The following is a 6528-nucleotide window of genomic DNA, read 5'->3' on the forward strand; positions in this document are numbered from 1 at the left end:
TCAAGACGAAAACCTCTCTCATTGTTTAGTGTTGGAACTTCAATGATACCTGATTTTTCGTCTTGGTGTCTTTTTTTTACCATTTTTTGATCAATCAACATGGGTGGCTAACTTGATTATAAAATTCGCGATGTTGAAGTCACTGTTGACGTTAGCCGACGTCATGGCAACTGGCTATCATGCGGCGCGTGTTGCTAATGTCCGGCCTGGCGATTCAGTGATTGTCCTAGGCGATGGTGCGGTTGGTCTCTGTGCAATTATTGCGGCCAAACTTCGCGGTGCCACGCAAATTATTTCAACGAGCCGCCATCCTAGCCGTCAAGCTTTAGCTAGTGAGTTTGGCGCCACCGTCAACATTGCTGAACGTGGCGACGAAGGTATCAAAAAGTTACTGGCGGTTTCCAACGGTGGCGCTGATGCTGTGCTCGAATGTGTTGGTACCGAAATGTCAACCAACGAAGCCTTGAAGGTCGGCCGTCCCGGCGCCATTATTGGCCGCGTTGGCTTGCCCCATGGTAACAAAATTGACCCTGGCGAAACCTTTGGCAACAATATTAGTTTAGCTGGTGGCCCCGCTTCAGTGACCACTTATGATAAAGAACTATTATTGAAAGCTGTCCTCGATGGTAAAATCAATCCTGGTAAGGTTTTCGATGACACCTTTAGCCTTGATCAAATCGAAGCAGCTTATCAAGCCATGACTGATCGTCAGGTGATTAAATCTTATATTGTTTTATAAACTTTCTGAATCAGAATGATTATTGATCTAAGCCTTAATTTGTTTTAGGCAGAAGAGTGGGCAACTCCGTTCCGGCCGGCGGGGTGTGGAACGCGGCCGACCCGGCGGCCTTCACTGCGTTTTGAGCCAAGCTAGTGTAATAGATTAAGCACCAGTATGAGTAAAGTTAGCTATCGTCAAGTAACCAGAATTAAGACTAACGAAGTTTAGTACCACTATTCAAGCAACAGCTAGTAATAACTAACAAAGCCCGCATGACAATGTTTCTGGAAATCCAGAAACTGTCATGCGGGCTTTGTGGTTATAACTATTCAGTTGTTATCACAGAATGAGTTAAGTTGATTAGTCCTGCAACAACTGCCATAAACACTAACAACTGGTAAGTGCTCTAACTCAACTCCGGACGAAATGGAGGGATTTTGGCGTCAGCCAATGGTTTTAATTTGCGCCCGAGCTTGCGAGTAGCAGCCAAATTATCGTTAGTGCTTTAGCGCTTACGATAAGACCTGTATTGAAGCCTTTGCGTTGCAAAAGTCTTCAATCAGCGTCGGCCGCGTTCCACAACCAGCAAGCCCGGAATGCAGTCAGAACCAGTTTTGTTTCAACATCATCAATTTTTTTCAGTAGCTTCTTTGGCAACGACTTCGTACTCCTGCTCAATATTATGCGCCACATAATTGAAGGCCTTCATCATTTCCCGCCGCGTTAAAATGCCTTGGAAAATATTTTTTTCATCAACAACCGGTAAAAAGGGATTATCCACTAACAAATGCAAAGTCAGATCCATATCGTCGGTCACTTTAATCGTATCAAAATCAGTTTGCATAACATCTTGAACCGTCATTTCCGCAATCGGATCAAAGCTTAGTTCTTCTAAACCTAACATTGATTCGGTAATCATTGGCATCGTCAACAACCCAGTTAAATGTGACGCTGTATCAAGAACAGGAATTTTAGAATAGCGCACTTTAGTTAGCAGCATAAAAGCATGAGTCAGTGGATTAGTCGCTTGTAAAGTCGCCACGCGATCAGCGGGAATTAAAAAGCCGGTTTGTTTCTTTAACAACATTTCTTCAATCGATTTGGCAATCATTTATCAAAAATTCCTTTCTGTTTCCATACTTTTATTATGACACAGATTGCTTGTCGTGCCATTAACAAGTATAATATTTATCTGTATTTTAATTTTGGAGGAAGAAAATGACTTATTCGTTATTAACGCGGTTAGCCGCGGAATTCATTGGTACAGCAATCATGGTAATTTTAGGTAATGGTGCCGTCGCCAATGTTGATTTAACTGGTACTAAAGGCGAACATGGTGGCTGGGTTTTAATTTCTTTAGGATATGGTGCCGGCGTAATGATTCCTGCACTTATTTTCGGTGGTATTTCCGGAAACCATATCAATCCTGCTTTCACCATTGGTTTAGCTGTTAACGGCCTATTCCCTTGGTCTGATGTTGTGCCTTATCTTTGCGCCCAAATGTTAGGTGCTTTTGTTGGTCAGGCTATTGTCGTTTTGATTTACAAGCCACATTATGACATGACCACTAATCCCCAGCATATTTTAGGGACATTCTCGACCATTGATGCCACTTCAAGTCGCTTCAATGGTTTCGCCAATGAATTTGTTGGTACTTTTATTTTAATTTTCTCAGCATTAGGTATTACTAAGGCGCCATTTTTCCATAATGATCTAGGAACGGCTCATTTGGCTTTAGGGTTTCTAGTAATGACCTTAGTTGCTTCATTAGGTGGTCCAACTGGGCCCGCGCTAAATCCTGCTCGTGATTTGGCACCACGGATTTTGCATAGCCTGCTCCCATTGAAAAATAAAGGTGGCTCTGATTGGCGTTACTCATGGGTCCCTGTTGTCGCACCAATTTGTGCTGGTATCCTAGCTGCGTTAACCTATAAGTCAGTTTTCATGTAAACCATTAATTTAAGCTTACAAAAAAGCAACTCAGAAAGCAATTTTCTGGTTGCTTTTTATTTTGATTAAAATAATTACCCAGCTTCAAGAAGTATGTAAAACTGTTCAGTTGTCGCAAAGAATATACTTCAAACATCTCGCTAATAAATCAGAACTGGTTCGGCCAAATAGTGGTGCTTCATTCTACAAGCTTATCTAGACAGGGAACGACTTAACTTAATTCAATTCAATTAATTGTATGATACCCTACTAATAAAGCTGGAAAGTATTCAATGGCCAATAACGCATTTTGACCGTACCAATAATTCGGTCTTGTTTAATGAAGCCGATTCGGCGACTATCGCGGGAAACTGGCCGATTATCACCGAGAACAAAATAACTATGGGCAGGCACCTGACTAACCCCTAATGCTTCCTTTAACGTAAAATTCTCGGTAAAAGCCCGGCCTGTCAAATAATGTTGCAAGTATGGTTCTGGTGTCAAATGACCATTGACGTAAAGTCGATCTTGATTCATTTGAATCCGATCACCAGGTAAGCCGATCACACGCTTAATATAAAGCGTTCCGGGATCGTTAGGTGCATCAAAAATAATCACACTACCATGGGCAATTTTACCGTGACGAAGGGTCAATACTTGATCGCCGTCGCGAAAATTCTGGGCCATAGAAATGCCGGAAACCACATCAGTTGAAATTAACTGATGCAAAATAAATTGCGTGAACAAGAATAAAATCACCATGCTGGTAATGAGCTGTAACCACCAACGTCTGGTAATTCTGTCATCAGTCGGGACTTCCTTTTGTTTCACCATGGTCATTAACTCCTAAGATGCCATCCTTTTTTACCCGTTCATTCACGGCATCACTCATTGTGTACTAGTTATCATGATAGTTACAGTATAGCATTAATTGCTCACTTTGGATCAAATAATTTTCAGCAGCAGCACTACCCAATTTTTAATCTCCACAAAAAAAAGACTGCGCTAACAGTCCTTTTTTTGCACTATTTTTATTAGTTAACGTTTAAAATCAAAGGTCAAGTCGCTTACTGGCGCCAAATCACGTGTATAGTACTGCACCTTGATATTTTCTGCGGTAGTTGTTACAACTGCATAGGTGCCGCCTAAAATCGCCCAGTGGCCTCGAGGTTGGCTAATTGAGCCAGGGTTCAGGAACAAACAGCCGGCCACCATTTCACAGGCTAGTTGATGGCTGTGACCATAAAATGCCAATGTTGCCTCAGCTTGTTGGGCCGCCAATTGTAGCCTGGTTAAATCATAATTAATTCCTAAGCGATGGCCATGAGCAACGAAAACTGTTTCTGAACCAATTTTTCGTGTCAAACTTTCCGGAAACTGTTGGTCAAAGTCCATATTGCCACCAACAATCAAGAACTGCCGCCGTAAATCAGCATCATATGATAACTCTGAATCACCACAATGAATCATTGCATCCACATGCTGCTGGTAATGATGAACTAATTTTTCAAGCACTTTTTGATCGCCATGATTGTCACTGACCACTAGAAATTTCATTTGACTTGCTCCTGTTCTTGCCACCACTGCTGCCAAACTGGCAATAAATTCTTAATTGCCGCCCCACGGTGACTATATTTATTCTTTTCAGTAGGATTCATTTCAGCAAACGTCTTAGCTAATGCTGGCAGATAAAATAGTGGATCATAGCCAAAGCCATCGTCGCCCCGCGGCACACTGAGAATTTGTCCCGGCACATCCCCATTGATGACTAAATCGTTTGCGGGACGATCGGGCCAAGCCAAAACTAAAGTGGTATGAAAATTAGCAGTTCGACGTTCAGGTGCCAGACCACCTAACTCAGCCAGCAAACGCGCATTATTAGCAGCATCATCATGATCCCCAGCATAACGTGCCGAACGAATTCCCGGCGCGCCATGTAAATAGTCAACTTCCAACCCAGAATCATCAGCTAAAACTGGTTGTTGTAATAATTTAGCAAAATGGTCAGCTTTTAAACGCGCATTTTCTGCAAAAGTATGGCCAGTTTCGCGAACTTGTGGTAAATGATCAAAATCATTTAAGGTTTTGATTTGCCAACCGGCTGCAGCGAAAACGTCTTTAAATTCCCGAGCTTTGCCTAAGTTATTGGTGGCAATCACTAATTCATGTTTCATCAATTCGACTCCTTTACATTAACTTGCTCAGCGTGAATTTCATTAAGGTCTAACCAATCACCGGCAATTTGATCAAACATTTCTGGCGAAGCCGTTGTATAAAACGAGGTTTGTCTTGGCCCCTCTAAATGATGATTAGCAATCTCGAAATAATCCAGTAACACTGAAACTTCAGAAACGGCCTCAGCACCAGAATCAATTAGCTGCACTTTTGGCCCCATGAAATCTTGGATCAACGGACGCAATAAAGGATAATGCGTACAACCTAGGATCAAAGTATCAATTGCCGTTTCTTTCAATGGTGCTAAAGTTTCGGCAACAATTTTACGCGCTAATTCACCTTGGTACTGATTACTCTCCACTAACGGCACGAATTTCGGTGCGGCCAGACTAACCACTGTTAAGTCAGGATCACGTAACTTGATTGCCTTCTCATAGGCATTAGAAGCAATGGTTCCCTCAGTAGCAATGACCCCAATTTGCCCGTTATGACTAGCCTTGATAGCTGCACGTGTTCCCGGCAAAATCACACCGACCACGGGAATCGATAAATGCGGTTTAATTACCTCCAAGGCCTCAGCAGTTGCTGTGTTGCAAGCAAAAACCAACATTTTAATCTGTTTTTTTAATAAAAAATTGGTCAATTGCCAAGTAAATTCTTGCACCTGACTGGCAGGCCGCGGTCCATAAGGCAAACGCGCTTGATCACCAATAAAAACAATATCTTCTTGAGGCAACTGTCGTAATGCTTCTTTGACGACTGTTAAACCACCAACACCTGAATCTAAAAAACCAATTGGTTGCTTTGCCATAATTATCCCTTCAAATCTTGAATTAAACTATATTGTCGCTTTTTTACTGACTAATTTCAAGAGCCAACAATTAAAAGCAGCGGAAAAATCAATGAACTAGGCACTTCTGTTCTTTTTAATATTGGCTGAATTGGATTAAGTCGCTCCTTAGTCTGGGGATAGCAGGGACTCAGCTATTTAAGGCCTGAAATAAAATGGTGCCAAGACTTCCCCAATTAGAGGCTGGTGGTGGCTGGGCGATTTAGAGGGCGTGGAACATGGTGGGCGTTGATCTGAGCTTATTGCTAACGCAACAATCTCAGATACAAGCCTTATTCTAAGCAATAAATTGCTAAGAATAATTTCACCATTGACGCCAATCGCCCAGCCACCACCGGTGTAAACTAACAGAACTGCTTACCACTATCTGGAAAAACAGATTGTTGTGAACTAATAGCTTGATTGACAAGTGTTCTGGATTTAAGAAATTACAAATCGTAGCACTGTTAAGCATATTAATTAGAATTTTAAATTTGCTATTCAAATTTAATAACAGTTTAACTGGGTTGATTTATCCCGCTATAATCGTCTTCACTACTAGTAAAAGATGAAGTGCACTAACTCAACTCCAGACGGAATGGCGGGCGTGGTTGTCAGCCTCGATATTATTGTTGGTGCTTCAGCACTTACAATAAGCCTTGTATTTGAGATTTTCAGAGAAAAGCTCAAATCAATGGCCGTAGCGTTCCACAACCAGCAAGCCCGCAATGGCGTCAAAACCAGCTCTGTTTTACCGCCACCCAAGATTCTGCATTTAATGTTGCTTATATCAAAAAAGTAATCATCCACCCGCATAGCGGGTGGCTTTTTATTAGCCCTAGAAGGGCTTGCCACACGCAAAAAGCCCCTTAAA

General features: G+C 42.0%; 5 protein-coding genes and 2 pseudogenes. 2 read left to right on the forward strand and 5 right to left on the reverse strand.

What is annotated here, in order from left to right; genetic code table 11:
• Positions 1-130: 130 nt before the first annotated feature.
• Positions 131-739 (forward strand): annotated as a pseudogene (locus EKM81_RS10795) (zinc-binding dehydrogenase); the annotation flags it as partial.
• Positions 740-1349: 610 nt separating this feature from the next.
• On the opposite strand, the gene cbpB reads toward EKM81_RS10795, so the two are convergent.
• Entirely contained in the window at positions 1350-1832 is a 483-nt protein-coding gene (gene cbpB / locus EKM81_RS10800) for a cyclic-di-AMP-binding protein CbpB (protein ID WP_125651549.1), read from the reverse strand.
• A gap of 107 nt (positions 1833-1939) precedes the next feature.
• Between cbpB and EKM81_RS10805 the strand changes: the two genes are divergently transcribed.
• On the forward strand, positions 1940-2671 hold the full coding sequence (locus EKM81_RS10805) for an MIP/aquaporin family protein (protein ID WP_125651551.1): 732 nt from the start codon (positions 1940-1942) through the stop codon (positions 2669-2671).
• Positions 2672-2920: 249 nt separating this feature from the next.
• Here the strand turns inward: EKM81_RS10805 and lepB are convergent, their stop codons facing one another.
• The 4 genes and pseudogenes from lepB to EKM81_RS11410 all read right to left on the reverse strand — a co-directional run.
• Positions 2921-3484, reverse strand: a complete 564-nt coding sequence (gene lepB / locus EKM81_RS10810; protein ID WP_164509305.1) for a signal peptidase I — start codon at positions 3482-3484, stop codon at positions 2921-2923.
• Between the two features lie 204 nt (positions 3485-3688).
• Positions 3689-4207, reverse strand: a complete 519-nt coding sequence (locus EKM81_RS10815) for a metallophosphoesterase family protein (RefSeq protein ID WP_125651555.1) — start codon at positions 4205-4207, stop codon at positions 3689-3691.
• A pseudogene (gene racE / locus EKM81_RS11405) lies at positions 4204-5636 on the reverse strand (glutamate racemase). The gene EKM81_RS10815 and the pseudogene racE overlap by 4 nt, the downstream one beginning before the upstream one ends.
• Before the next feature lie 576 nt (positions 5637-6212).
• A partial coding sequence (locus EKM81_RS11410; protein ID WP_225420251.1) for a hypothetical protein occupies positions 6213-6528 on the reverse strand: 316 nt, incomplete at its 5' end.

The organism is Lapidilactobacillus gannanensis (genome assembly GCF_003946675.1).
GTDB classification, from domain to species: domain Bacteria; phylum Bacillota; class Bacilli; order Lactobacillales; family Lactobacillaceae; genus Lapidilactobacillus; species Lapidilactobacillus gannanensis.

Bases quoted from the DNA above. Each gene is read 5' to 3' on its own strand.
- cbpB (WP_125651549.1), bottom strand. From the start codon at position 1,832: ATGATTGCCAAATCGATTGAAGAAATGTTGTTAAAGAAACAAACCGGC.
- EKM81_RS10805 (WP_125651551.1), top strand. From the start codon at position 1,940: ATGACTTATTCGTTATTAACGCGGTTAGCCGCGGAATTCATTGGTACA.
- lepB (WP_164509305.1), bottom strand. From the start codon at position 3,484: ATGGTGAAACAAAAGGAAGTCCCGACTGATGACAGAATTACCAGACGT.
- EKM81_RS10815 (WP_125651555.1), bottom strand. From the start codon at position 4,207: ATGAAATTTCTAGTGGTCAGTGACAATCATGGCGATCAAAAAGTGCTT.